Here is a 25526-nt window from a genome sequence, read left to right on the forward strand (position 1 = left end):
TACAATATGAAGAAAAAACTACTGACCTGTCTGCTTTGTCTGTTCGCCTACATGACGAACGGACAGACATTCGATGCCAAGTCGTTCTACAAAATCTACAACGACCGGGGCGAAGTGATGGACAACGGCGACTCCATGGACAACTCGGCCAACATCATTCTAGGTCGCGAAGCCAAAGGAACAGCCGGACAACTGTTCCGGATTATCCGTACCGAGGACGGATTCATCCACTTCGGGCTGCCTGCCTACGAAAAAGCGATGGACTATACGGGTGACGCCAAGGCCGATGTGCTCGTCATCCAGTGGGACGGCTGGGACGCCAACATCCACCAGCAATGGACACTTGTTCCCGCCGGCGGCAAGGACATCTATTTCATCTCGCCGCGCAAGCATACCGACCTGGCACTGAGCTACCGCAAGGACGGCAAGGTGCAGCTAGTACGCAAGAACGAGACGGACGCCACACAAAAGTGGAGCATCCGCAAGACCAACGAGCCCCTGCCCAAAAGCGTGAACGCCGTGGGTGACGAGAACTGGGAAAACGAACAGATATTCGCCATCAATAAGGAAGACGGACGCAATACGTTCCATCCTTTCCTGTCGAGCGAAAGCCTGAATGCCGACCCTACCCTGCACGAACCATGGGAGTTTCCCCGTGCGGACAACTTCATGCTGCTGAGCGGCATGTGGAAGTTCAACTGGGTGGACTGTCCCGAGAAGCGTCCTGCCGACTTCTATAAAGAAGGATTCGACGCCCGCAACTGGAAAGAAATACCCGTTCCTTCCTCTTGGGAAATGCTGGGCTACGGTACACCTATTTATACTAACGTGACCTATCCGCACAAGAATAAACCACCTTTTATTCTCCCTGTAGAAGGATGGACCATCGAAAAGGAAAAAAACCCCGTAGGCTCTTACCTACGTACTTTCCATATTCATAAAGAGTGGATGGACAAGGAAGTATTCCTGCATTTCGACGGTTGTTACAGTGCCATCTATATTTGGATAAACGGCAAGGAGGTGGGTTACTCGCAAGGTGCCAACAACGATGCGGAATTCAACGTGACCCGTTATCTGCGCCCTGGAAAAAACACCTTGGCCTGCGAGGTATATCGCTGGAGCGATGGCTCTTACCTGGAAGACCAAGATATGTTCCGCTTGAGTGGCATTCACCGTAATGTATATATGTATGCCACCCAAAAAGTACGCGTACGCGATTTCCATATCACCGACCACCTGAGCGATGACCTGAAGAGTGCTTCCTTTGAAGTGACTTCCGAATTAAAAGCTTACGGCAAGAACTTCAGCAACCTGAAGCTAGAGATACAGGTACTCGACCCCCAAAACCGCGAAGTAGTCCTACAGGAAACAAAAGTCGCTTCGGTACGCCGTTCAAAGCCCCAGACTGTCCGTATCAGCGGAAACATTCCCGCTAACGTCGCTCTATGGACTGCCGAAACTCCCAATCTATATACTTTTATCGTCACTCTGAAAAATGCCAAAGGGCAAGTCATCGAAACTTCGGCCAACAAGTACGGTTTCCGTCGTATCGAACAGAAGAATAATAAAGTCTATATCAATAATGAGCTGGTTTTATTCAAAGGTGTGAACCGCCACGATACACATCCGGTACTAGGAAAAGCCATTCCTGTAACTTCCATGAAACGCGATATCGAATTGATGAAATTAAACAATGTAAACACCGTCCGTACTTCTCATTATCCGAATGACGCCCGTATGTATGCCCTGTACGATGCTTACGGCCTCTATGTGATGGACGAAGCCGATGTGGAATGTCACGGCAACAACTCCATTGCCGGAAAAGAGGACTGGGCACCTGCCATGGTAGACAGAATGGTGCGTATGGTGGAACGCGACAAGAACCACCCGTCCGTCATCTTCTGGTCGCTAGGCAACGAATGCGGCGGCGGCAAGAATTTCGATGCCATGTACCAGGCCGCCAAGGAACTAGACCCCACGCGCATGATCCATTACGAAGCCAAGAACAACCTGGCGGACATGGACTCGCAGATGTATCCTTCGGTAGAGAACATGATTGCCTTCGACAAACTCGACCGCAAAAAGCCTTACTTCCTGTGCGAGTATGCCCACGCCATGGGTAACGCCATCGGCAACCTGCCCGAATACTGGGACTATATAGAGAACCACTCTACACGTACTATCGGCGGCTGTATCTGGGACTGGGTGGACCAGGGACTGGTCATGCACGGACGTCCGCAAAACGAGTACTACTATGGCAGCGACTTCGGTGACAAGCCCAACTCCAACGACTTCTGCTGTAACGGTGTGGTGACCCCCGATCGTCACGAAACGCCGAAACTGATGGAAGTGAAGAAGGTTTACCAGTACATCGAAGTCAAGGCGACGGACAATGCCCACCGCATCCGCATCAAGAACAAGTATGACTTCCTGCCGCTCGACGCTTTCTACATGGACTGGGAACTGCTGAAAAACGGTATCCGCATGGAACAGGGCATTATGAACCTGCCCGCCGCAGATGCCGGACAAAGCGTGGAAGTGGAGGTTCCTTTCACCGCAGCACTGAACGATGATGCCGAATATGCACTGAGCGTGTATTTCAAGAAGAAAGCCCCCGAAGCATGGGTGCCCGCAGGCCATTTCTTCGCCAGCGAACAACTGATGGTAAAGGAAGGACAGGCCACACGGACAGCCCCCGTCCTTGCCGGACAAACCGTAACCATGGACGAACAAGGCAACGAACTGACCTTCCGTGCCGAAAACCTTACCGTGACTTTCGACAAAAGCAAGGGTGAAATCGTATCACTGGTACTGGGTGGGCGCGAAATGCTCCACAACCGCCAGGGATTCACTTTCAACTGGTATCGCTCGCTAAACAATGATGGACGCAAGTGGATGGACACTTCGGTTACCCTGAATGACTGCCAAGTGGAACAGGCAGACGGCAACTACATCATCACCGTCAACAGCACCGCTACGATAAAGACCGAGAAAGGCGACAGATATCCTTACACCGTGGTTTACACCCTCATGCCTAACGGCGTGCTGGACATCAACGCCCGATTCACCCTGAACGAAGACGCCTACAAACTGCCTCGTCTGGGACTGACGGCAGCCCTGTCACCGCGCATCGAGGACGTGTCCTACTACGGCCGTGGTCCTTGGGAAAACTATGCCGACCGCAAGGCTTCAGCCTTCTTAGGCGTGTACCACACCACCGTAACCGGCATGGAAGAAGAATATGTCCGTTCGCAGAGCATGGGCAACCGTGAAGACGTGCGTTGGGTGAAACTAACGGACAAAGGTGGAGAAGGCATTCTGCTTCAGGCCGACAAACCTTTCAATTTCTCGGCACTGCATTTCGGCGACCGCCAGTTGTGGAACGATATGCGCCACGGACACGAACGCGATGCACAACGTCTGAAGGAAACTATCTTGTGCATTGATGCCGTACAGCGCGGTCTGGGTAACCAAAGCTGCGGTCCGGCTCCGATGGAGAAATATGAGATGAAAACCGGTACGTATGACTGCCACTTCCGCATCAGTGCGCAAGACGCAGCCCAAAACTGACCAATCCGGTTATTTATAAAAATAAAAGCAGAATCATGAAACATAGATTATTAGTATGTACAGCTTTGTGCATGGCCACCGGTCTGGCACAAGCGCAATATAAAATGGATCTTTCCGATGTCACCTATCCTAAGATAGAATACCTGAAAATGGGGAACGTAGGTCCTGTCGGTCAGGAAATCCGCATCAACAACCTTTACTTGGACAAAGGTGGGATTCCCCAACTGCCTGTCATGGGCGAGTTCCACTATGCCCGCATGAACCCCGAGTTCTGGAAAGACGCCCTGCTCAAAGCGAAGGCTTCGGGCGTGAACATCGTATCGACTTATTGTCTTTGGGCATTGCACGAAGAGAGCGAAGGCGAACTTTCATGGAAAGGGCACCTCGACCTGCACCGTTTCATCACCCTTTGCAAAGAAATCGGATTGAAAGTCCACTTGCGTTTCGGTCCTTATTGCAATGCCGAGATTGTAAACGGAGGATTACCGATGTGGCTGGTGAACAACAAACAAGTCAAGAAACGCTCGAACGACCCGCTCTACCTGGCATACGTACGCCGTTGGTACGAGGCGGTTTACCGACAAGTGGAAGGATTGTTCCACAAAGATGGCGGTCCCATCATGGGCTTGCAACTCGAAAACGAATACGTGACCCGCGGCCAGATTATCCCGCACCTCACCACCCTGAAACGCATGGCACAGGAAATAGGCTTCGATGTACCTTTGTATTCGATGACCCACTGGATGGACAGCGAATACCCGAAAGGCGAAATCGTACCTTATGCCGGCTTCTATATCGAGGCACCTTGGACAACCAGCGGCAAGCAGGAAATGCCTACTTCCAACTTCGAGTTCTTCACCTACAACCGTCTGTCGGACAATATCGGTACCGACATCATCAAGATTGAAGGCGAAGTACAGTCCCTCAGCGGCGAGAACAACGACTCTCCCTTCTTCACCTGTGAAGTAGGTGTGGGCAGTACGACTTTCTATCCCCGCCGTGCCATCATCCCTGAAGAAATGGCCGGTGAAACCATCAACCTCCGCCTGGGATGCGGTGCCAACCTGATGGGATATTATATGTATGTAGGCGGAACCAACCCGGTGGGCCAGCTGCGCACCTTCGAGTCGTCGGGTCCTCGCGTAAGCTATGACTATCAGGCTCCCGTGCGCGAAAGCGGTACACCAGGAAATGTAATGCCCGAAACCAAGAAATACAACTATTTCATGAACGACTTCGGCACCGCCCTCGCCCCCACCGTGGCTTACCTGCCCAACAGCAACAACGACCGCGACAATCTTCAATGGGCCATCCGTTCCAAGGACGATGCCGGGTATCTGTTCTGCTCGAACATCCTTTACCGTCACGAACGCCAGGACTTCAAGCGCGTGCAGTTCACCCTCAAGCTGAAGAATGAAACACTGCGCATCCCCAGCAAGAAGGTGACGGTGAAAGGCGGTACGTATTTCCTGTGGCCGTTCAACCAACACATGGGTGAAATCTTGTTGAAATATGCTACCGTCCAGCCCATTTGTTCACTAAATGAAGGCAAGAATCAGACGTTCTTTTTCTTTGAGGATGACCAAATCGGCGGCGAGTTCCTGCTCCAAGGTGACAACATCAAGGAAGTGACCGTCAACCGGGCCGTTTGCCAGCGGAAGAAAAACGGTTACTTCATCGACCAGCTCCAGGCCGGCAAGGATTGTGTCATCACCATCACCAAAAACGATGGAACGAAAGTCCGTTTTGTGGTTTTGACCGAAGAACAGTCGGATATGCTGTGGAAGGGCAAGACAAAGAACCGGGAATTTGTAGCATTGACTTCCTCATCCCTAATCTATGACGACCAGCACATCACCCTGATTGACGATGCTCCCCAAACCAGCATCGACCTGTATGACAACGGTACTTTCCAGACCCGAAACTTCAAGGGTGATACCCGCCGGCTGAATGCAAACCTCCGTGCGTTGCGTCCTATGGAACACAGCCGTTTCATCGCTCCGGCCGAAGGAGGCAGTGTGACCCGTACTTTCCAGCTCCAACGCTTTGCCGAAGTACAGAAAGCCTTTGTACGTATGAGCGCTCCCCAAGGCACGGCCTTCAGCCTCAATGGACAGACGGTACAGATGCAGGATTTAGTTGGCTACCAGCGTGCAGATGTAACTAAGCTTTTGCGCAAGGGAGAAGCCAACGCACTGACCTTGACAGGCATGGACGCACAGAATGCAGCCGTGGCCGAAGTGGAAATTCTCATGACCAACGGCGAACGCATCCTGTGGAACACTGATGCCACCTGGACTTCCGCCCAAGGCAAAGTGCCTGCCGTAGTGAAAGAAGGAACCTTGCCCAAAGCCTTCGCTCCCGAAGAACATCTGGCAGTCTATGAGTTGAACGCACCCGCACCCGTACGTGGTGAAGAAGAGACCCGTATGTATATACGCTACAAGGGTGATGTGGCCAATGCCTACATCAACGGCCAACTGGTAGCCGATAATTTCTATGACGGAGCCGACTGGATTGTCAGCCTGAGCCGTCAGAAGTCCACCATTGACGCCAACCCCATGGTCATCCGCATTGACGGTCTGAAGAGTGCCGACGCTCCCATCTACTTCGAAAAGCACATCGACCCCTCACTCTGTGTGCAGCCGGAACTCAATGAAGTGGAAGTAAAACAGGAATATCGTTTTACCTTTTAATCATATTAATTCTTACTCATAATGAAACGACTCAAAAAAATTTCAATCGCTTTGCTTTCGGCAACCGTCCTTTCGGCTACCGCCCAGCAAAGTACATACACCTATTCCGTACCCGACAAGCCTTGGGGCGAAGGAATGGGTAACCACCGTGCCGTCATAGAGGTAAAGAGCCCCGCCGAAGCAGTGGAACTCCGTCTGGACTGGCGACGTGGCGACGACGCTTCGAACCAAAAGCGATTCCTGATTATCAACGCACAAACCGGTGACACAATCCCCAACGTGCAGAAACTTCAAGTAAACAATGAAAGCTGCGACATCGTATTTGGTCCCGTAAGCAAGGCAGGCACCTATTATTTCTACTACTTGCCTTACCGGGTACAACCCGGACAAGGTAGCTACTGGTACGGCTATCTGAACGATGTACCCGCCGACTCGGTATGGGCATCCACAACAGCCAAGGCGACAGACTACCCGCGTGCCGAGGTGAAACGCATCGAATCGCGCACGGCCTTCGACAGTTTCTACCCCATGGAAGTCATCGCCACGGCCGACGAGGTAAACGCATACGTCCGCAGCCACAAACAGACCTGGTTTGTTTTTCCCGAAGACCGAAAAAACCCCATCCGCATGCGCCGACACCTACCCTTGCAGTGGATGAAGGCCGTACCGGGAAACACCTTTGCAGGAACAGCGGCCCCCAACGAGTACTATGCGTTCCAATTAGGCGTGTGGAGTCCGTCCATCGCGCTGGACAACGTGCGCTATGAAGCATCAGAATTTACGAATGGCACCACCGTACTGGGCAAGGACCGCATCACCTGCTTCAACACCGAAGGCATCAATCCGGCCGGCAAGCCTTTCACTAAGAAAGTAAACGTGGCCAAGGGACAGGTACAACCCCTGTGGTTCGGGCTGGACATTCCCGAGGACACCCCTGCCGGTACCTACAAGGGAACCATCACTGTAAAGGCCGACCACCAAGTAGATCAGCGCATCCCGGTAGCCATCACCGTGAAAGGTGCCCCCATCGCCGAACGAGGTGACAACGAGCCGTGGCGCCACAGCCGACTGCGCTGGCTGAACTCCACATTGGGTATGGCGGATACCCCTGTCCTGCCCTATACCCCGATGGAAAGCAAGGGGGATGCAATGAGCTGCCTGGGACGTGACGTGACCTTGAGTCAAACATCCGCCCTGCCCCAACAGATTAACTCCTGGGGCACCGACCTACTGAACAATCCCATCGCCTTCATCGTGGAAACCGAAGAGGGCATCCGGCACTACGAGGCAAAACCTGTGACCGCCGAACAGACGGCCGGCCACCACACCTGGACCTGGAAGGCCGGAGATGCAGCCCTGGAACTGACCTGTACCGGACGCATGGAGTTCGACGGATGGATGAAATACACCTATACACTGACTCCCCAAAGCGACCTGAAGGTGAAGGACGTACGCCTTGAACTTCCCGTGAAATCCGAAGTGGCCTCCTATTTCCTCGGTGCCGGACTGCCGGGACAGAATACTCCCGCTGCCTACGAAGGCAAATGGGACACCCCCGAAATGACGGTCAACGACCACGGCGTGTCCATCCCCGTGAACAAGCAGGCCAACTGGCTGTGGCCTTTCGACAGTTTCTGGATGGGAAATACCAAGGCCGGAATCCACTGCGAACTGCGGGGTTCTACCTATAGTGGCCCGCTGTTGAGTGCCTACCGTCCCGCCTATCCGACTAGCTGGCACAACGGCGGCAAGGGTGGTTTCCGTCTCAAGAAAGAAGGTGCCACAACCCGCATGACCATATATAGCGGTGCGCGTACACTTAAAGCAAACGCTCCCATGGACTTCGAATTCGCCTTCATCGTCACTCCCGTGAAACCTCTCAACCTGAAGAGCCAGTTCACCGACCGCTACTACCACAACGGTGCGAAACCCACACCAACCGATGACGACGTGAAGGCAGGCGTGAAAATGATCAACATACATCATGCCAACGAGTATAACCCTTACATCAACTATCCTTTCCTGAGCGGTGATAAACTGGTACCTTTCATCAAGGAATGGCACAAGAGGGGATGCAAGGTGAAACTCTACTACACTTTGCGCGAACTGACCAATGTAGTGACCGAAATCTGGGCCATCCGCAGCTTGGGCGACGAGATTCTGCGTGATGGACGCGGAGGCGGCTATTCCTGGCTGCGCGAACACCTGATGACCGGATACACCCCCCAATGGTACCAGCATTTCGACGATGAAACGATGGTAACGTCCGCCGATGCAGCCATCCTCACTTCGGAAAGTGACTCGCGCTGGTACAACTACTATATCGAAGGCCTCCGCTGGATGGTGCGCCACTATGACATCGACGGACTATACCTTGACGACGTATCGTTCGGCCGTGACATCCTGCAACGGATGCGCCGTGCCATGGAAGAAGTGAAACCCGGATGCATCATCGACCTACACTCGAACACCGGATTCTCGCGCGGACCTGCCAACCAATATGCCGAGTTCTTCCCCTACATCGACAAGACCTGGTTCGGCGAAAGCTTCCTATACGACCGCATGACACCCGCCAACTGGCTCGTAGAGTCGAGCGGCATCCCTTTCGGACTGATGGGCGACATGCTGCACCGCGGCGGCAACAAATGGCTGGGAATGCAGTACGGCATGACTGTTCGCCATCCCTGGCTCACCGAAGGAGTGGTGTGCGACCCGCGTGTGGTATGGAAGGAATGGGACAAGTTCGGTATCGCCAAAGCCAAGATGACCGGCTTCTGGGAAGACAACGTGCCCGTGACGGCTGATGACGAAGCGGTGAAAGTCACCGTCTATCAGCGTGGCAAAAAGTTCCTCCTCTCCATAGGCAATTACTCGGACGAAGTAAAGCGCGTACACCTGAACATCGACTGGAAGAAGCTGGGCATACGCCCGCACAAGGCACGATTCACCATACCCGCCATCGATACCTTCCAGCCTGCTCTGAAACTGTCCGAAGGCGATGAACTGAGCATCGACCCCCGCAAGGGATGGCTCATCTACGTTGAATAATAGTCAACCAGACCGCTGTTTGATTTTTTATTGACTTTTTCATCCTGAACCTTAGTGACGGAAGAATATCCCTGCACTAAGGTTCTTTTTATAAATCCTAATAAAGAATATAGACAATGTACAAATTCTATCTGAAATCCGTAACCCTATGTGCCTTTCTGGCAATGGCCTTCCCAACGAATGCCCAAGAAGGCAAGTTGCCTACCGATGAAGAAACCTCCTGGGAACACGCACCCAGGGATTACCAGATTCCCCAAGGCCTAGTGCGCGGCGCTTCCTTCATTGACCGCATCCTGCCTATGCCCGACCCCACAGGCGGCCTCCGCAGCGATGTATGGGGAGGACCGAACGTGAAACCCCGTAATGTGGAAAACGGTATCGAACATCCGGACTGGTCGTTCTGGTGCCGTGGCGTACGCCGCATGGACGACGGAAAATACCACCTTTTCGGTGCCCGCTGGCCCGAAGACAAAGGATTTGACTACTGGCCGCAGTCGCGGGTGTATCATGCCGTGTCCGACCATCCTTGCGGTCCGTTCAAAGTAGTGGACGAAGACATCGCGCACGGACATAATGTCACCATCTACCGCGCCAAAGACGGCAGGTACGTCATCGGTGCCATCTACAAGAACTACATTGCCGACAGCTATAACGGCCCGTGGTCTCCCATCAAGATCGAGTTCGATTTCCGCGGAGGCTCCTGCCCCGACGACAGCAACAACACGTATGCCGAACGGCCGGACGGCAGTGTGCTGATGATCAACCAGCCCGGACGTGTGTGGATAAGCGAAGACGGCGTGAAACCTTTCCGCAAAGTGACGGACAGCCACGGTATCCATCCCTGTACGTTAGGCATATTCGAAGATCCCATCGTATGGAGAGACGAGGTGCAGTACAATGCCATCTACAACGACTGGTATGGACGGACCGCCTATTACATGCGTTCGAAAGACGGTGTGAACTGGGTATGGGACCAAGGTATAGCCTACGATGTCAATGTGGCACGCCATTCCGACGGAACCATAGAACGGTGGTATAAATTCGAACGTCCCAGCATCCTACAAGACGAATACGGCCGGGCCACCCATCTCTATTTTGCCGCCATCGACAGCCGCAAAGACCTGGACCTGCCCAACGACAACCACAATACCAAAAACATCGCCCTGCCATTAGTGGTGCAACGCAGGCTGGAACTGACAGACCATACTCCGCTGGCCGGAAAGACCACTGTCAAGGTAAGAATCAAGGCCGAACCCGGATTTGACCCTTTGAAGGAAGTAGAGGTCAAATCCCTTCATTTCGGTGCCCCTTCGGCAGTTGACTTCGGAAAAGGACTGGTTGCTGTCCGCCGCGAAGCCGACGGCAACGACCTGATTGTCACCTTCAGCGGAAAGTCCGCCGGATTTACCGAGAAAGACTTTGTAGGAAAACTTTTGGGCAATGATACCAAAGATAACTTCGTCTTTGGTTTCGTCCGTCTGCCGGGAGTTGATTTCGATGAGCCTATCCTCAATGCCAACCGTCCCATGCTCACAGGCAGCCAAGCCCGGTTCGTGATCGAGAATTTCGGCACCCATACTTCCGATTCCGTGGAAATCACTTGCGAATCAACCTTGAACGAGCAACATGCCAAACACACCTCGCTAAAGATGGCACCGATTCCCGCCTACGGAAACACTTCGGTCGAGATACCTCTGAATAGCGATGCTATCCAAGCGGGCAATGCATGTGAATACATCGTGACAATGTCAGGTGGAGGAGTTCCTTTCGTTCATAGCGAAACGATAATACGCCCTACAGCGTCATTGGCCCCGACAGCTCCGCTTGCCCTTCCTACCGGCGATTCTCGTACACAGCAGCCTTTAGTGATGGCTACCGGCAAAACCTTTGAAAAAGGCTTTGCGCTCCGATCGCCCGATACCGTAACCTGGTTACTCGATGGTTCGTACAATGAGCTGGAACTCTATTTGGGAGCCGCCAAGGCATCGTTAGGAGGCAGTGTCGTGGAGATTTGGACTGATGGAAAACTCGTCAATTCAACGCCTTTACTACGTCCGAAGTCCATTTATCAGGAAGATCACCATTTGACCATCCCCTTAAAAGGGATTCGCATCCTACGCATCGCATGCAACCGCTTCTTTGTGAACGATGTGGCAGATGTGGCATCCGGGCATGTGATTGTGGGCAAGCCAGTGCTAAAAAAACAACTAAAGTAGAAAGGGAAAGAATGACAGAACAACAAAACCAACTTTTGCAATCGGATCAGTCCGATGACTCCAAACGTCTAGAGTCATTGGACATTCTGCGAGGATTCGACTTGTTCCTCCTGGTAGGGTTTCAACCCGTACTTATGGCCTTCGGTCAAGTGGCACAATGGGAATGGCTCACTCCCCTGCTACATCAGTTCGACCACGAGATGTGGGAGGGCTTCCGTTTTTGGGACCTGATTATGCCCTTATTCCTCTTCATGGCAGGCATGTCGATGCCTTTCTCTCTGTCGAAATACAAGCAAGCTTCCCGACGGAGTGCCCTGTACCGACGGATAGTAAAGCGTGTCATCGTACTCTTTATTCTAGGAATGGTGGTGCAGGGAAACCTGTTGACACTGGATGCCAGTCAACTGAAGATCTACACCAATACATTGCAAGCCATCGCCGCCGGATACCTGATTGCTTTTCTAGTGCTGACCTACATACCCAGTCGCAGACAGATAGCGGCAACAGTGCTCCTACTACTAATCTATATGATCCCTTTCCTGCTGACCGGTGATTATAGTATGGAAGGCAACTTTGCAGCACGCATAGACAAGGCCGTGCTGGGACGGTTTCAAGGCGACCCCTCCTACACATGGATATGGAGCAGTCTGACCTTCGGAGTGACGGTGTTGCTGGGTGCCTTCTGTGGGCAGATGATCCGCACCGGACATTCCACTCCTCTTTCCACCGTTCACCGCATCATATCTGTGGGAGTGGGACTCGTGCTACTGAGCTTGCTGGTAGATAGTTTCCACCCTATCATCAAACGGATATGGAGCGGCAGTATGACCCTTCTTGCAGGAGGCTATTGTTTTCTTTTAGCCGGTCTGTTCTATTATTGGATAGACGTAAAAGGACACGGCAACGGCCTGCGCTGGCTGAAAGTATATGGCATGAATTCCATTGCAGCCTATCTTTTAGGCGAAGTCGTCAATTTCCGATGCATCGCCCATTCTGTGTCATACGGTTTGCAAACCACTTCGGTGATTTCTATTCCGTCTGGCTCACCGCAATGAACTTCCTCATTCTGTATGTCATTCTGTGTGCCATGAGTCGTTTGAATATCTATTTGAAAATTTAATTGTATCTTTTAAAAAAAGCATGAAACAATTCCTATTGACAAGTCTTATTGCTCTATGCATAAGCCTCCCGGATGTATGTGCCCAACACTTTATCCATGTGTCTCCGTCTGCTGGAAAGGATGCAGACATGACTTTAAAATTGCAACACGCCATTGACGAAGCCGCTTCTTACAAAGGAATAAAACCGGTGGTTATCCGTTTGCAGCAGGGAGATTATCACCTGTACAGGCAGAGTGCCACCGCCAAACGTTATCCGGTGTCAAACACCACTTCGGAAACCGAAAATCCGGACCCGGTGAAACACATCGGACTTTGGATGAAAGACTTGAAGAATGTGACGTTCGACGGAAACGGTGCCAGACTGATCACTCATGGTGAGATGACCACCTTCTTCATGGACCGGTGCGAACGCATCACGCTGAAAGACTTCACCATAACAGCAGACGACCCCACCGTGCCCGAACTCACCATAGTAGAGAAAGGAGAACGCCATCTCACCGTCCGCATTCATCCGCAAAGCCGTTATGAAATAAAAGCAGGCCGGTTTGCTTTCGTAGGCGACAGCTGGCGGCTGGACGGAGGAATCGCCCAAGCATACAACCCGCAAACGGATGCGACCTGGCGGACAGAATCCCCTTTGACCGGACTGAGAAGGGCGGTGGAACTGGAACCGGGACTGCTTCGCTTTGCCTATGACCATGAACCTGTGGGACGTGCCGGACTAGTTTATCAGATGCGCGACGGCATCCGAGATGAAGTATGCGGCTGCATCCAGTATAGCCGGAACATTACACTAGAAAGAATTCATTTTGCTTTTCTGGGTAATTTCGGTCTCGTAGGACAGATGTCCGAGAATCTGACCTACAGACAACTGATTTTTGAACCGGAGTCTGGAAGCGGACGCACGTGCGCCGGTTTTGCCGACTTTGTACAGATGTCCGGGTGCAAAGGCAGGGTATTGATTGAAGATTCCCGCTTCTCGGGAGCGCATGACGACCCTATCAACATACATGGCACCCACTTGAAAGTGACCAAGTTCCCGGCATCCAACCAAATGGTGCTGAAATATATGCACCATCAGACTTACGGCTTCCAGTCCTTCCTTCCGGGAAATGAAATCGAATTCATCCACCCCAATACTTTGTTGCCGCTAGCTTCTGCTAAAGTAAAAAAAGCGGTAATGAAGAACGACCGCGAGATAATCGTCACCCTGACACGGGACGTGCCGCAGCATCTCAAGAGTATGCAAGACCTAGTCGTAGAGAATGTCACTTATACTCCCGAAGTCATTGTACGAAACAATTTCTTCTCCCGCATTCCCTCTCGGGGACTTTTAGTTACCACACGACGTAAAGTACTGATAGAAAACAACACTTTCTTCCGAATGCAGATGAGCGGCATCTTGATAGCAGACGATGCACGCAGTTGGTTCGAGTCGGGTATGGTGCACGATGTGACCATCCGAAACAATCGGTTCATCGAATGCGGTACGCCCGTCATCTTCATCGCCCCCGAGAACAATCGTCATGAAGGCTATGTACATCGCAACATCCGCATCGTCAACAACCGCTTCCTGCTAAAAGGGACTGATGCCATCCATGCCAAATCAGTGAATGGGCTGCACATCACCAACAACCTATTTCTTACTTCCGGTGAAGAAAGTATCGAAAAGCTGGTCACAACACAGGAATGCAACGATACCACGCTAAGAGGAAATATCGTTCAAGATGTTGTACGTTAAGCAATTAAAAGGAGGTGTGCATTCTATGTTTTTACTTGCCTAAAAACATAAAATACACACCTCCTCAAACTAATTTCAAGCCAGCTTACTCATAAACTTCTCCCTATCGACAATATAGCGCACATGTGTACCCTCGCCAATCACCCCTTTACTGTCCTTGGCCTGCACTTCGAAAGTAAGCTTTCTGCCTTCCACTTCCTTCAATACAGCAGTTGCCGAAACCGTATCTCCCATGGCCGAAGGTTTGATATGAGTCGTATTCATCATCGCACCTACAGTAGTGGCACCTTCAGGCAATTCTCCTACTACGGCATTCATTGCCGCATTTTCCATCAATGCCACCATAGCCGGTGTAGCAAAAACCTCTAAATCTCCGCTGCCCATTGTGGCAGCTATGTTGTCTTCCGACACTGTAACGGTCGAAGTATAAGTCAATCCTGTTTCCATACGTTCTATTCTCATTATATTTAAATACAAAGGTATTCATTTTTCTTCTATCAACCGGCTATGTTACTCAACCAATTTATTTCTGCTATCGCAAGGAAGTTTGAATTCAACCGGTACTTGCCCTTTTTCATTTTCATCTCTCATATGCCTCATCATTTCCCCTTATCCCTGATGAATAAAGGATTTCGGGTATGAGAGATACGAATGAGAGATACCTAAAAAGGTGAGAGCATTGCTCTCACCTTTTTCAAAATATGTCATTTTTTGTACGTTCCACCACTCTATAAAACACACCATCCCTAGTACGATGACTCAGAATCCCCAACTTGCTCAAGAAACGTCCGAACATATTCATCTTTCCGACCGGCAACTTGATACCGCTCTTTTTCTGCAAACATTGGAAAATCTCCACTGCCAGCATCCATTCTCCTTCCGACTCATCCTCCGCAGCGCGGAAATACTGATGATACAACTGCTCCTGAATAGGTTCCTGCTGAAATTCACGATTACTTTCCGTCTGCCGCATACCCTCTTCGCGCGTAAACCAATAACGCTCCCCATTATCCAATGCAGTTACCGCCTGAGCATAAAGTTGCTGATAATCTATCGGTTGCGAATTATCTATTTCCGAAACATGCACACAGATAAAACGACGGCTGCCGCTAGGGTCATTCAACAAATCTTCGTGATTGCTGGTGGCAATGAACGAAGCATAGCGACGCACTTTCTCTATATAAGCACTGTTGGGACGGCGCACATTGACCGAAGGCTTCTGCAACAAATGCTTCAGGAAGCCTTGATGACGGACACTGATTTGATCGAACTCATCCAGATTAATCAGCGCAAAACGATTCAGATAGAGCATGGCATGGCGCTTTTCGCTGAAATCCAAATCATCCGTATAATAAAGATGTAGCTCCGGAGGAAGAATCTCTGTGCAAAAAGTAGATTTATCAATGCCTTGCGGACCCACCAGCAATGGTGAAGTACTGTTGGCGTGCTTCGTGTCGCGTTCCTGCCAATACGCCACCATTCCCAAAAACCATCGATAAAATAAGTCCTGCCAATGCAGATTGTCACATTTCACACGTCCTGCCAAATCACGGATATAATCATGTCCATCCCAACGAGGAAGCTTCTGCAAAAAATCATCTATCGGCGAAAAATCCTTCACTCTATCGGAGTTGATATAACGGCGCACATCCCTGTCCCACAACTGCAAGCCTTCAAGCTGGGCGTTCAGTGCTATACTGTTATAAACTAAATCGGTAACGGGTCTGAACTGAAAACAGAACGTTCCCTGTTCACGATGTTCCACTACTCCCGTCATCACATTTCGCCGAAACTCATAACGACGGTTCATAAACTCATTCACTTTCAACGCCTGCAATTGTTCGGGCTTACACAATGCCTTTTCATTGAATCCTTTCTTCACCTGATACGTATGGTGCAAAGTCTCCCTTATCTCAACTTCCGACAAGATGGTATCCCAATACAGCATCGTCCACTTCACGGCATCTTCTTCGGAAATGCCGGCACAGAAACAGCCTTCTCCCAGCAGATGAAGCAACGGTTTGAAATCCAATTTTAAATCAATGTTTCCATACTTCTCTATCGCACGGCCCAAAGCGAGCTCAAACTGGACAGAAACGTAACGTTGCTTCTCGTACCAAGATTTTCCGACACTCTCCACAGGTGTCAATTTATGAAAATTCTCTTGAAATCCCGTTTCCACAGGCATTTGCGTAGGTTGTTCAAGATGAATGGCAAGCGCCTGAGAGTTATGATAGACTTCAGGGTCATAACTCAGACGGCAACTTTGGGTGAGATGAGGTTCCTTCAGTTCGATGGGATAAGACAATCTAGGTTCGTAAGTCTTAACAGCATGACGAAAAGCATGCGCATGAAACAACGCCGCTTCCGTTTCCGTTTGCGGCAAGGTTCCGTCAGGACGGGTGTAAGGAACTACAAATTTCACACTTCGCCCGCTTGCCCCCACAAAAGCCCACAACGTTTGAGGATAGGCAGCTATTTGAGCACGCAGTTCACGTGCCTCTTCCAATCCTTTCAAATGTTTGATTTCCAGCAAGACACAACCGGTATACTCTTTTAGGAGCAACCGTTCTCCATCCATTTTGAATATTCCTGCAAAGATTAGCCGAGGAATTCGCTGTATAAATTTATAAGACCTATCGGGCATTGCCGACTGTAATTTTTCACGAACTTTCTCAATTAGTGTTTGTGTATTACCGGCCGTAAGAAGAGAGAGTACACTTTCGTCATCCAATTTCCGATGTGTAGTTTTACTTCCTCTACATCCTAATTTTGTTATCTTCATCCATTATTTTATTAGTCACTGTAAAAGTAATGCTTTTCTTCCACAAAAACAAATATACGCCCGCTTATCATTAAAATAATATTACTTTTCTTCTATTTGTTTTTCCGATAGTTTTTGATTACCTTTATACACTTTAAACTTAGAATAAAAACAAGATGAAAACAAAAGAATTTGATTACAATTCAGTTCCCCAAGGCTTCGCCCATTGCCTGAATGAGCAGTGTCCGCAATCCGCTGACTGCCTGCGCCGTAAAGCGGCTCTTCATATCCCGGCAGACTGCCAGTTTATCAAAATAGTGAATCCTACCTACACTCCTGAAACGAATGCGGAATGTCCATATTACCGTTCGGGAGAAACAGTCCGATTCGCCCGCGGAGTGGCGCACCTGTACGACAACCTTCCACACAATGCGGCTATTGCCATCAAACAGAGTTTATTGTATTATTTCGGCAGAAGCGGCTATTATCGTTTTTATCGCAAAGAATCTCTTCTTAGTCCGAAAGACCAAGCATTTATCCGTCAGGTATTCCGTAACTACGGCATAACATCCGAACCGGCTTACGATGACTTCGTGGATCAATACGTTTGGTGGCAATGATAGCTCCTTTCGGCAGTGGTGAAATATGCAATTATTCGAATCAATGTGTTTCCCGAATGATACAGATTGTTTTCCCCTATTAAACAACCTGTTTCTGCCTATTGAACACATTGTCCTCCGCCCCGGAACAGAGTGTTTCAACCGCATGAAACACATTGCAGGAAAGTATGTAAGTGAAAAAAGCAAAGGAAGAATGTATCAACTTGTATAGCAGGAAGTGCACAAAAGATACAGCATTAGGCAAAAGTGAGAGCATCGTTCTCACTTTTTTGCTTATCTCTCATCCCCATCTCTCACCCCTGAAAACCTTTGTTCATCGATATTTCAGCTATATCAATGAGAGTATGAGAGCAAAAAATCAAAATTCATTCTATTTTGGAGAAAGGTTGTTTTACAGACGACCCCCGCACTATCAGACGAGTAGGAATCACTACCTTCTTCGGCCTTTGAGTTTTTTGCAAATGTTGCAGGAGCAAATTACATGATACCACCCCCATCTCATAAGTTTGATGGGTAATGGCTGTCAACGCCGGTTCCACATAATTAGAGTGCAACTCATCGGTATATCCAATTAATGCCACATCTTGCGGGATGCGCAGTCCTTGCTCTTTTATTTCTTTCATCGCAGCAAAAGCCAACGTGTCATTCATGGCAAGAATGGCTTCGGGAGGACAGGGCAATGCCAGCAACTTCCGAGTTGCCCCACGTCCCTCTTCATAAGTCATTTTTCCACAAACAATCAATTCCCTCTCAATGGGAATCTGATATTGCCTCAGCGCATCCAAATATCCATGCTTCCTTTGTTTTACTATATCCAGATGATTCGCTCCGCCAATAAAACCAATCCGTTTCACCCCATGCTGCAAAAAATGTTCGGTAGCTACCTTACCCGACTCTGCATTATCGGCAACTACGCAAGAGCAACGACTGTGCAGACACACCCGGTCAAAGAATACCAAGGGCACGCGCTGCATGGTCAGAGATTCAAAGTGGGCATAGTCCGTCGTTTCTTGTGAAATGCAGGCAAGAATTCCTTCCACACGAATATTCACCAAATCTTCCACACACTGCTTCTCCAGCTCATATTGCTCATAAGAAGAGGTAATAATAACAGAATAATGATTTTGGCGCGCCACATCGCTAATGCCGCTAATAATGGAAGAATAGAAATGAGTCACAATATCCGGCACAATGATTCCGATGATTCGCGGGGTGTTCTTGAGCAGACTCATTGCAAAAGGATTGGGACGATAATTCCACTCTCCGGCCAACTTCTTTACTCGTTCACGCATCTCCTCCCCTATCTCGGGGCTATCTTTCAATGCCCGTGAGACAGTAGATACAGAGACACCCAGCTCTTCTGCCAAATCTTTTAGAGACACACGCTTTTTACCACTCATACCCATCCCAATCAAACTTTCCACAAAGGTAATCATAAGAATTGTTTACGCAAAGGTTTGCGTGCTTTTTCTCAAGGGATACCCTCACACTTTAGCCATATATTGCCTTAATTTGAAACCATTAACTGATTAAACAACATTTTGCAACCAATGAAATACAATGAAATCGGAAAAACCGGAATGTGCGTTTCAAACCTCAGTTTCGGTGCATCTTCGCTGGGAGGAGTATTCCATGATACCACTGAAGCGAGAAGTATTGAAGCCGTATTTACCGCAGTGGAAAAAGGAATAAACTTTATCGATGTGTCTCCCTACTACGGTCATTATAAAGCAGAAACGGTGTTGGGGAAAGCACTGAAACAGATTCCGCGCAACAAGTACTACTTGTCTACGAAGGTAGGACGTTATGGCGAAAACGGAGTCAATAAATGGAACTACTCGGCGAAATATGCCACAGAGAGTGTCTATGCAAGTATGGAAAGATTGAATGTCGATTATATTGACCTTATCAATGTACACGATATCGAATTTGCCGACTTGCATCAAGTTGTGGATGAAACACTGCCTGCATTAGTTGAGCTGAGAGATAAAGGCATCGTGAAACACGTAGGCATCACCGATTTGCAACTGGAAAATCTGCAATGGGTAGTAGAACATTCTGAGCCCGGCGTAGTGGAGAGTATATTGAATTTTTGTCATTATTCTCTAAATGACGAAAAGCTGAGCGATTACTTCAACTATTTCGAATCGAAGAATATCGGCATTATCAATGCTTCTCCTCTTTCAATGGGATTACTTTCGCAACGTGGCGTTCCCACATGGCATCCGGCCCCGAAAGCACTGGTCAGAGCATGCCAAAAAGCGGCCCTGCATTGCATGTCCAAAAATTACCCGATTGAAAAGCTGGCAATTCAGTATTCCACCGGTAACCCGCGCATTGCCACTACTTTGTTCAGTTCCGCCAATCCCGACAATGTATTGAAGAACATCGCTTATGTCGAAGAGCCTATCGACTGGAATTTGGTGAAAGAAGTACAAGAGATTATCGGCAAGCAAATGCGTGTCAGTTGGGCCAATTCGTAACGAAGGAAAGATATGGACTTTAAAATAATAGATGCTCATTCTCACCTTTGGCTCCGACAAGACGCAGAAGTCGACGGCATGCCCATCCGTACATTGTCCGACGGACGTTCGCTCTTCATGGGTGAGGAACGCCAGATGCTTCCGCCTTTTATGATTGACGGACGAAACAGTGCGGAAGTATTTCTATCGAATATGAACTATGCACAAGTTTCGGCCGCCGTTGTCACTCAGGAATACATTGACGGCATACAAAATGATTATTTGCTGGAGGTGACCGAAAAGTATCCCGACCGATTCTTTGTATGCGGTATGTGCGAATTCCGAAAACCCGGTTTCTTACAACAGGCCAAAGAACTGATAGCCAAAGGATTCAAGGCGATTAAAATTCCTGCCCACCGCCTCTTGCTAAAAGAAGGCAGAGTGATGCTGAACAGTCCCGAAATGGTGGAGATGTTTCGATACATGGAAGCACACGGCACGATTCTTTCCATTGATTTGGCCGACGGCAATACCCAAGTTGGGGAAATGGAAGAAATCATCAGTGAATGCCCCCGGCTTAAGATAGCTATCGGGCACTTCGGCATGGTAACTACTCCTCACTGGCAAGAACAAATCAAACTGGCGCGCCATGAGAATGTCATGATAGAATCGGGTGGCATCACTTGGCTGTTCAACGACGAGTTTTATCCGTTTACCGGAGCTGTGAAAGCCATTAAGGAAGCGGCCGATTGGGTGGGAATGGACAAACTGATGTGGGGTTCGGACTACCCACGTACGATGACCGCCATTACCTACCGCATGTCTTACGATTTCATCCTGAAATCGAACCTGCTGACGCAAGAAGAGAAGAAAGTGTTTTTGGGTGGAAATGCAGCACGATTTTACGGCCTGCAAAATCTGTGCTCGCTGCCCTATATAAAGAATATGTCTGAATAACCCTAAAAATCAATTGATAAAATAATAATATGAAAGCTATTCAAATTACCGCCCCCCACAACATGGGAGTGACAGAGATTGAGAGACCAACCCTGCAGCCGGATGAAGTACTCGTGAAAATAGAATATGTAGGATTCTGCGGCTCAGACCTCAACACTTTTTTAGGCCGCAATCCGATGGTGAAACTGCCCATCATCCCCGGACACGAGATTGGCGCCGTTATCGAAGAAATAGGAAGCGCCGTACCTGCCGGCCTGTCAAAGGGGATGACCGTCACCCTCAATCCTTATACCCATTGCGGCAAATGCACTGCATGCCGCAATGGGCAAACAAATGCCTGCGAATACAATGAAACATTCGGTGTGCAACGAAATGGTGCCATGTGTGAATACAAGGCTGTACCTTGGAGCAAAGTGATACCTGCCGATTCCTTGTCAACCCGCGAAGTCGCTCTGATAGAACCGATGAGTGTAGGTTTTCACGCCGTATCACGTGCCGAAGTGACAGACAGTGACACGGTGACGGTAATAGGTTGCGGCATGATAGGCATAGGTGCCATAGTGCGTGCCGCCCTGCGCGGTGCAACGGTCATTGCCATCGATTTGGACGACAGCAAACTGGCACTGGCCAAACGGGTGGGCGCGCATTACATCATTAACTCGAAGACAGAAAATGTACACACACGTTTGTCAGCGCTCACCAATAGTTCCGGCCCGGACGTAGTAATAGAAGCGGTAGGTAGCCCTGCCACTTATGTCATGGCAGTAGAAGAGGTTGCCTTTACCGGACGAGTAATATGCATCGGATACGCCAAGTCTGAAACCTCTTTCCAGACCAAGCTATTCGTCCAAAAAGAAATGACAATCAAAGGCTCGCGCAATGCCACGCCGAAAGACTTCCGTGCCGTCATTCACTATCTACAACAAGGAACTTGTCCTATAAACGAACTCATTACAACTTGCGTGAAACCGGAAGAAGCATTGACCGCCATGAAACAATGGACAGATACGCCGGGAAAAGTATTCCGCATCCTAGTAGATTTCACACGATAGCCCAAACGAATAAAAAAATCAACTTTAAACGAATGAACCTATGAATGCAAAAATAAGAAGAATAACAAGTATAGCCATAGTCGCATGCGCCACCGCTCTCTCGGCATCGGCTCAAATCACCGAAAGACAACGCCCTGCCGAATGGGATAAATTAATACCGGGCGGAAAATATGTAGACCGCTTTGAAGCCATGCAAGGCAGCAAACTATCCGATAAGGTGTGGGGAGCCCAAGAAGTACTTCCCCGGTTCGTGGACAATGGAATAGAACATCCGGATATTTCTTTTTGGGGTGGAAATATTCTGAAGGGAAAAGAGGGGAAATATCACCTCTTCGTATGCGGATGGCCGGAAAATGCAGAAAAAGGGCACATGGAATGGCCTAACTCTACCGTTTATCATGCTGCCAGCAAGCAACTCCATGGGCCGTATGCCATACAGGACACCATAGGAAAAGGCCATAATCCCGAAGCATTCACTTTAACAGACGGTCGTATTGTGGTTTATGTCATCAATGGTTACTACATAGCCGACAGTGTGGATGGTCCATGGGAATTCAAACAGTTCGATTTCAACCCACGCGACCGGAAAATCATAGAAGGACTTTCCAACCTTACCTTTGCCGAACGTCAGGATGGCTCACGCCTGATGATATGTCGCGGAGGGGGAGTATGGATAAGCCGTAGCGGTCTTTCACCTTATAACCAAATAACCGAAAGACGCGCCTATCCCAATGTGAAAGGCGAATTTGAAGACCCGGTAGTATGGCGTGACTCACTGCAATACCACCTGATAGTGAACGATTGGTTGGGAAGAATCGCCTTTTACCAACGTTCTCTGGATGGGGTGCATTGGGTTACGGAACAAGGTGAAGCGTATGTACCCGGCATCTCCCGACACAAAGACGGGAAAGTGGAAAACTGGTTTAAATATGAGCGTGCCAAAGTATATCAGGACAAGGAAGGACGCCCCATACAAATGAACTTTGCCGTGATAGACACCATCAAATGGGAAGATCATGGGAATGACCACCATAGTTCCAAAAATATCTGTATTCCGCTGAAAAAGGACTTGCTTCTATCAGTGCTCAATACAACGCCCATCGATGCTTCCACTCCGACTATCGAAGTAAGGATAGCCGCTGAAAAAGGATTCAATCCGTCCAGCCAATTGGACATACCCTCTTTGCGTTTCGGTTCCTTTAATGAAGTGAACTTCGGCCGGGGATGCAAGCCATTGAGCTGGAAAAAGGAAGGGAAAGACTTAATCATCACTTTCGAGGGAAAAGAGAGTGGTATCACTGCCGAGGAATTCGCTCCTAAATTAATAGGTAAGGATAAGAAAGGCGAATTTGTCATCGGTTACGCTCGTTTGCCTTATATCAATTATACACCGGCTATCCTCTCTGCTTTGCGCCCTCGATATGATGAGGCAGAGAAGCTATGGAAGGTGGAAGTACAAAACTTCGGGCTTTCCACTTCGGAAGAAACGACATTAAAGATAACTTCCAACGAACTGACCGTGGTAGAAACCTTATTACCGCCATTAAAGTCTTACGAAACCAAGACACTCTCCATAAAAGGCGAGAATCGACTGGAAGACCAACGGTTACTGAGCGTCAAATTCTATCGAAACGGCAATGAAATAGCCGTGAATAAATTTTAGATTTTCAATAGGTATTCAAACAATATTCAACCCACTTAACAGTCAATTACATGAAAAAGATTTTCGCATATATAGCCCTTACCGGAGCTTTGGCTGCTTGCAGCAATCATGCTGACACTTATTCTCCAGACATTACCACTGTTGCCTCACCCAAAGGGACAACAACATTTCAGCCGGACTCTGCTTCCATAGCCCAACATTACCAAGAGCCCGAATGGTTCCGCGATGCCAAATTCGGTATCTTCATCCATTGGGGAGTTTATTCAGTACCTGCATACGGCAGTGAATGGTATGCCCGCTTCATGTATCAAAAAGGCAGTGACATCAACCAATATCACGAAAAAACGTATGGCAAGCTGACGGAATTCGGTTACAAGGATTTCATCCCCTTATTCAAAGCCGAGAAGTTCAATCCGGATGAGTGGATGGAAATAATCAAGGCTTCGGGTGCACAGTATATCGTCCCGGTGGCTGAGCATCACGACGGATTCGCCATGTACAACAGCACTTTCAACAAATGGAATGCAGTAAACATGGGTCCCAAACGCGACATTATCGGCGAACTGAAAAAAGCCGCCACAAAAGCGGGACTTCGTTTCGGCCTATCCTCACACCGCTGTGAGAATGCATGGTTCTATGAATATGGAATGCAAACTCCTTCGGATGTACAAGACACCACCATTACGCTGTATGGCGAACGTCTGCATGAACCGGACGGTCCCGGTGGCATGAACCCTGCCGTGGACAAATACGAAGGCACCAACGCACGTTCCAGAGAACAGTTTCTGAAGCACACCTACGAACTGATAGACCAATACCAACCCGATTTAATCTGGTTTGACTGGACGGTGGGAAAGACTCCTTTTCAACCTACTTTCTACAAGTTCATGGCCTACTATTATAACAATGCAAAGGACTGGGGCAAGGAAGTGGTAGTAAACACCAAATTCGGTTATGGCGACAATATTCAGGTATTCGACATCGAACGGGGAAAGAGTGATGAAATACGTCGTTTCCCTTGGCAGACTGATACCTCTATCGGTAAAAAATCGTGGAGCTATTGCGTAGGCGAGGAAAATAAAGACCCAGACCACATTATTGATGATTTTGTGGACATCGTCAGCAAAAACGGAAATCTGTTACTGAACATCGGTCCGAAAGCCGACGGCACCATCACCGACGAACAAAAGCATGTATTACAAGAAATAGGCAAATGGTTGAAAGTGAACGGAGAGGCTATCTATGCTTCCCGCCCTTGGGTAGTATCCGGAGAAGGAAACACTAAAGGAACTTCGGGCTACATGACCGACAACCAAAAAACGGCATATACCGCACAAGACATCCGTTTCACCACCCGTGAAGAAGCTTTATATGCCATCTCTCTAGCGTGGACTGATGGAAAAATAACAATCAGAAATCTGGCAAAAGGCAATGCTAATATACCGGAAATCAAATCCGTATCCATGTTGGGTTGCAACGAAACGTTACAATGGGAACAGACGCTAAAAGGATTGGAAGTACAATTTCCCAAAAACGCACCGACCGATTACGCACATGTGTTAAAGATAGAGTATAAATAAACCGGAATAAATATGTAAGACTCAAAATGAAAAAGC

The 25526-nt window shown here is 49.0% G+C and carries 14 protein-coding genes and 1 pseudogene; 12 read left to right on the forward strand and 3 right to left on the reverse strand.

The annotated features are described in order from the left end of the window. Positions 1-6 precede the first annotated feature (6 nt). The 6 genes and pseudogenes from QYT14_RS09415 (at position 7) to QYT14_RS09440 (ending at position 14392) form a co-directional block, all read left to right on the forward strand. Complete coding sequence (locus QYT14_RS09415) at positions 7-3570, forward strand: glycoside hydrolase family 2 TIM barrel-domain containing protein (protein WP_288324676.1); 3564 nt, start codon at positions 7-9, stop codon at positions 3568-3570. Between the two features lie 35 nt (positions 3571-3605). Further along, a complete protein-coding gene (locus QYT14_RS09420) occupies positions 3606-6266 on the forward strand; it encodes a beta-galactosidase (RefSeq protein WP_288324675.1) in 2661 nt (886 codons plus the stop codon). Positions 6267-6287: 21 nt separating this feature from the next. After that, positions 6288-9314, forward strand: coding sequence for a glycoside hydrolase domain-containing protein (locus QYT14_RS09425; protein WP_288324674.1), 3027 nt, complete (start codon positions 6288-6290; stop codon positions 9312-9314). A gap of 116 nt (positions 9315-9430) precedes the next feature. Further along, complete coding sequence (locus QYT14_RS09430) at positions 9431-11530, forward strand: NPCBM/NEW2 domain-containing protein (protein WP_288324673.1); 2100 nt, start codon at positions 9431-9433, stop codon at positions 11528-11530. Positions 11531-11541: 11 nt separating this feature from the next. Further along, positions 11542-12650: pseudogene (locus QYT14_RS09435) on the forward strand (DUF5009 domain-containing protein). A 20-nt stretch (positions 12651-12670) separates the two neighbouring features. Continuing rightward, on the forward strand, positions 12671-14392 hold the full coding sequence (locus QYT14_RS09440) for a right-handed parallel beta-helix repeat-containing protein (protein WP_288324672.1): 1722 nt from the start codon (positions 12671-12673) through the stop codon (positions 14390-14392). A 75-nt stretch (positions 14393-14467) separates the two neighbouring features. Here QYT14_RS09440 and QYT14_RS09445 read toward each other — a convergent pair whose 3' ends face one another. Next, on the reverse strand, positions 14468-14839 hold the full coding sequence (locus QYT14_RS09445) for a thioesterase family protein (RefSeq protein WP_237039262.1): 372 nt from the start codon (positions 14837-14839) through the stop codon (positions 14468-14470). Positions 14840-15086: 247 nt separating this feature from the next. Continuing rightward, the gene (locus QYT14_RS09450; protein ID WP_288324671.1) at positions 15087-17177 is read right to left on the reverse strand and encodes a BT4734/BF3469 family protein; all 2091 of its coding nucleotides are present in this window, start codon (positions 17175-17177) and stop codon (positions 15087-15089) included. Between the two features lie 155 nt (positions 17178-17332). Between QYT14_RS09450 and QYT14_RS09455 the strand changes: the two genes are divergently transcribed. Next, the gene (locus tag QYT14_RS09455) at positions 17333-17776 is read left to right on the forward strand and encodes a DUF6078 family protein (protein WP_237039211.1); all 444 of its coding nucleotides are present in this window, start codon (positions 17333-17335) and stop codon (positions 17774-17776) included. A 365-nt stretch (positions 17777-18141) separates the two neighbouring features. Here the strand turns inward: QYT14_RS09455 and QYT14_RS09460 are convergent, their stop codons facing one another. After that, positions 18142-19176, reverse strand: coding sequence for a LacI family DNA-binding transcriptional regulator (locus QYT14_RS09460; protein ID WP_288324706.1), 1035 nt, complete (start codon positions 19174-19176; stop codon positions 18142-18144). A 150-nt stretch (positions 19177-19326) separates the two neighbouring features. Between QYT14_RS09460 and QYT14_RS09465 the strand changes: the two genes are divergently transcribed. From QYT14_RS09465 to QYT14_RS09485, 5 genes are read left to right on the forward strand one after another with little or no spacing between them, the layout of a single operon-like run. Continuing rightward, positions 19327-20259 (forward strand): aldo/keto reductase, encoded by a 933-nt coding sequence (locus QYT14_RS09465; RefSeq protein ID WP_288324670.1) that lies wholly within the window; start codon positions 19327-19329, stop codon positions 20257-20259. A 12-nt stretch (positions 20260-20271) separates the two neighbouring features. Then, the gene (locus tag QYT14_RS09470; RefSeq protein WP_288324669.1) at positions 20272-21195 is read left to right on the forward strand and encodes an amidohydrolase family protein; all 924 of its coding nucleotides are present in this window, start codon (positions 20272-20274) and stop codon (positions 21193-21195) included. 29 nt (positions 21196-21224) lie between these two features. Beyond that, positions 21225-22247 carry a zinc-binding alcohol dehydrogenase family protein gene (locus QYT14_RS09475; RefSeq protein ID WP_288324668.1) on the forward strand — a complete coding sequence of 341 codons (1023 nt, stop codon included), beginning with the start codon at positions 21225-21227 and terminating at the stop codon, positions 22245-22247. Positions 22248-22287: 40 nt separating this feature from the next. Continuing rightward, on the forward strand, positions 22288-23910 hold the full coding sequence (locus QYT14_RS09480; protein ID WP_288324667.1) for a glycoside hydrolase family protein: 1623 nt from the start codon (positions 22288-22290) through the stop codon (positions 23908-23910). Positions 23911-23960: 50 nt separating this feature from the next. Beyond that, the gene (locus tag QYT14_RS09485) at positions 23961-25490 is read left to right on the forward strand and encodes an alpha-L-fucosidase (RefSeq protein WP_288324666.1); all 1530 of its coding nucleotides are present in this window, start codon (positions 23961-23963) and stop codon (positions 25488-25490) included. Positions 25491-25526: the final 36 nt, after the last annotated feature.

This window comes from uncultured Phocaeicola sp. (genome assembly GCF_948499155.1).
Lineage (GTDB): Bacteria > Bacteroidota > Bacteroidia > Bacteroidales > Bacteroidaceae > Phocaeicola > Phocaeicola faecalis.